Annotated in this window: 1 protein-coding gene and 1 rRNA gene; one reads left to right on the top strand and one right to left on the bottom strand. The window is 68.8% G+C overall.

The window, feature by feature from the left end; translation table 11 throughout:
* Positions 1-529: 529 nt before the first annotated feature.
* On the top strand, positions 530-1762 hold the full coding sequence (locus ACNFOC_RS53500; RefSeq protein WP_416966185.1) for a glycosyltransferase: 1233 nt from the start codon (positions 530-532) through the stop codon (positions 1760-1762).
* Between the two features lie 382 nt (positions 1763-2144).
* On the opposite strand, the gene rrf is transcribed toward ACNFOC_RS53500, so the two are convergent.
* Positions 2145-2260: ribosomal RNA gene (gene rrf / locus ACNFOC_RS53495) — 5S ribosomal RNA — on the bottom strand.

Raw genomic sequence — 2260 nt, 5'->3', positions numbered from 1 at the left:
GGGATGCACGGGGCGCCGTCACCTCGGAACTGTCACCGCGAGACGGGGCACGCGTCAGGTCGTTGATGGGGAGGGCGAGCCCACGGAGCAAAGAGGCCTGAAGGGGATTGAAGGGCGTCGAAGGGGTCTGGCGATTCGATAATTCGATTCTCGAAATTACTGGCCAATTACCTGGCCACATCGCTTTCCTGCGCACCCGGATTCCCTTCCGTTCCCTTCCAGAACTCCGTGACGCGGTCGTAATCATCGATCAGGCGCTCCGAGCATGTCAACACTTGACATTCCCCGGAGCGTCACGGGACCGACACCCCTGATAAAGAATCCCGCGAAACTCGCATACGGGAGGAAAGTCTGCACACCGCCACACAACTTCCCTTGTGGCGAGGCGGAACGAGGGCACAGGCAAAGAAGGTCTCCTATTTCCGCAGCTGCACCGGATTAAAGGTTTGGGAGCCGCGTCGATCGGCAGAGATGTCAGAATGGCCGCGCACTGGCCGGGACCGAAACCCACGCAAACGGGAGTCGTGAAATGCGCGTGTTGTTGTCGACGTACGGGTCGCGCGGGGACGTCGAACCGTTGGGAGCACTCGCGCTCCGATTACGGGAACTCGGCGCGGAGGTGCGGATGTGCGTGCCGCCGGACAAAGTGTTTGCGGAGTTACTCTCAGGTATCGGCGCCGAACTGGTGCCGATCGGCCGGCCGGTGCGTCCGATCATGCACGGGGCGAGTCCCCCGTCTGCGGCCGAACTCGCCCGGTACCGCGCCAGGTTACTGGCCGAGCAGTTCGACGGCCTGGCGGCTGCGGCCGAGGGCTGCGACGCGTTGGTGGCATCCGGCTTGATGCAGATCGCCGCGCGATCGGTGGCCGAGAGGCTCAACATCCGCTACGTGTACGCGAGTTACCAGCTGAACGCGCTGCCGTCGCCGCACCACTCGCCGCCGGCGCGGGAGGGTCTGCCGTTTCCTCCGGGGGTGACCGACCACCGGGCGTTGTGGGACCTGGACGCTCGGAGCATCGACGCGGTGTTCGCCGTAGCGCTGAACACACACCGGGAGTCGATCGGCCTGCCACCTGTGTCCAACGTCCGCGACCACGTCTTCACCGACCGGCCGTGGCTGGCGGCGGACCCGGTTCTCGGCGCGTGGCGGGAGACACCGGACCTCGACGTCGTGCAGACCGGCGCGTGGACCCGGCCCGACGTACGCCAACTCCCGGAGGAACTGGTGGCGTTCCTGGCCGCCGGGACGCCACCGGTGTACGTGGGATTCGGCAGCATGCGCGCGCCGAGGGATGTCGCCCGGGTGGCCGTCGAGGCGATCCGGGCGCGAGGGCGGCGCGCCCTGTTGTCCCACGGGTGGGCCGACCTCGGTCCGATCGACGACGGGGACGACTGTTTCGTCGTAGGCGAGGTGAACCAGCAGGCGCTGTTCGGGCGGGTGGCCGCTGTCGTTCATCACGGCGGCGCGGGCACCACGACGGATGCCGCCCGCGCCGGTGCGCCGCAGGTGGTGGTGCCCCAGATGGCGGACCAGCCGTACTGGGCCGGCCGGGTGGCCGAACTGGGCATCGGCGCGGCGCACGACGGTCCGACTCCGACCGTCGAGTCGTTGTCGACCGCGCTCACGACGGCCCTGGCCCCGGAGACCCGCGCACGGGCGAGATCGGCGGCCGACACGATTCGTACCGATGGGGCGATGGTGGCCGCGACGATGCTCCTAGACATCGCCGGGCGGGATCAACAGCCGCCGCCGTCGGTGTGAACCCACACGGGAACGTCGGGCTCCGGCCGGGAGGAGCTGCCGCCGGCAGCGGCGTGAACCACCGGCTCGCCCACCCTCGGCCCGGCGAAACGCCCGCCGGCAGCGGCGTGAACCACACAGGCCCGTCGGTCCCCGGCCCGGAGAAGCACCCGCCAGCGCCTACGTGAACCACACCGGTTCATCGACCCTCGGCCGGAAGAATCGGCCGTAGCCCTCGGTGCGAACCACACGGGAACGTCGGGCCGGGGAACAGGCCGTCCCGACGCGCGCGGTGGTGTCCGGCGTGCGCGGAGGAAGCGGTCCCCAGCCGGGCACATCACCCAAGGGCGCGACGACATCCTCGGTCCGACCGAGCCCGACCGCGCCACGCCGTCCGCGGCCAGTTGAGCGGCGCATGCGCGACCAGCCACAACGCGCCCGCACGCAATCGGCGCTGTAAGGCTTAGCTTCCGGGTTCGAAATGTAACCGGGCGTTTGCCTCACGCTATTACCACCGAA

The sequence above is a fragment of the Streptomyces colwelliae genome (assembly GCF_048158785.1).
Lineage (GTDB): Bacteria > Actinomycetota > Actinomycetes > Streptomycetales > Streptomycetaceae > Streptomyces.
This window is presented reverse-complemented; position numbering and strand designations above follow the sequence as displayed.

Bases quoted from the DNA above. Each gene is read 5' to 3' on its own strand.
- ACNFOC_RS53500 (WP_416966185.1), top strand. From the start codon at position 530: ATGCGCGTGTTGTTGTCGACGTACGGGTCGCGCGGGGACGTCGAACCG.